Source organism: Synechococcus sp. R6-7 (assembly GCF_047461695.1).
Taxonomy (GTDB): Bacteria; Cyanobacteriota; Cyanobacteriia; order Thermostichales; family Thermostichaceae; genus Thermostichus.
The window spans coordinates 1-946 of record NZ_JANSHS010000382.1; the positions used below are offsets into that span (position 1 = coordinate 1).

1 protein-coding gene and 1 pseudogene are annotated in these 946 nt (G+C 56.2%); both read right to left on the bottom strand.

Annotation, left to right across the window (positions count from 1 at the left end; all coding sequences use genetic code 11):
• Nucleotides 1-56: 56 nt before the first annotated feature.
• Entirely contained in the window at nt 57-278 is a 222-nt protein-coding gene (locus NW815_RS11205) for an amidohydrolase family protein (RefSeq protein WP_414416017.1), read from the bottom strand.
• 20 nt (nt 279-298) lie between these two features.
• Nucleotides 299-820 (bottom strand): annotated as a pseudogene (locus tag NW815_RS11210) (amidohydrolase family protein); the annotation flags it as partial.
• Nucleotides 821-946: the final 126 nt, after the last annotated feature.

Sequence of the window (946 nt, forward strand, 5' to 3'; positions counted from 1 at the left end):
TCAGCAGTGTTCAGCGTAAATGTATCAGTCACGGTCAAAATGCAGCCCACAGGTTCTCACAAGCAGGTGGCGAGCTTTTTGGCATAGCGGTTAGCGGTGCCCACGCGCAAATCCAGCAAGATCAAATCCGCTTTTTTGCCCACCTCCAAGCTGCCGATTTCCCCTTCCAGACCCAGACAGGCGGCACTGCCTTGTGTAGCCATCCACAAAGCCTGTTGCGCCGGCAGAGCAGCTCTATCCCCCGATCCCAACCGCTGCAGAAACACCGCCAACCGCATCTCCTCGATTCGATTTCTTCAGCCCCCACATGCACACAGTGGGCGGCCAAGGTCTGAGCACTCAGGGATCCCCAGCGTTTCAAACACTGCACCGGGGTCAATCCATAGCGAGCCTGTAGAGTTTCCACTCCCCGGCGAGTTTCCGCCAAGTGGGTGTGCAGCCCCACTCCATACCTTTGGGCTAGAGCGGATCCCTGGACAAAACTCTCAGGATGGCCAGAATAAGGAGCATGGAACCTGACCCAGATGTAAATTTGCCCCTCCCCGCGTCCATGCCAAACCTGGATCAAAGCCTCCGTGTCCGCCAGGGATTCTCCCACTCCCCTCGGTTCGTCGATCACCTGTGGGCTGAGGATCCCTCGTAACCCCGACTGCAAGCTCACTGCTGCTGCTAGATGTCGATAGATGCCAAGAGTAACTACGGATAGGGATCGTGAAGTTGGATTACATCCCCCCCTCTCCCATGCCGTACACGAAGACCGCTCTGGCAGAACGAGCCAACTGGTGTAGAGCAGGTAACATGGCAAGCTAATGGTCGACAAAACTGTTACCTCACTAGCTTGCCTTCACCCAATGGTGTCAGCTTTCAGGTAGAGAGGCTTGACGGAAGCCAACCCCCCTATTGATTGGGTTCCTCTTGATTGGGTTAGGGTGGTGGGCCTGGCACC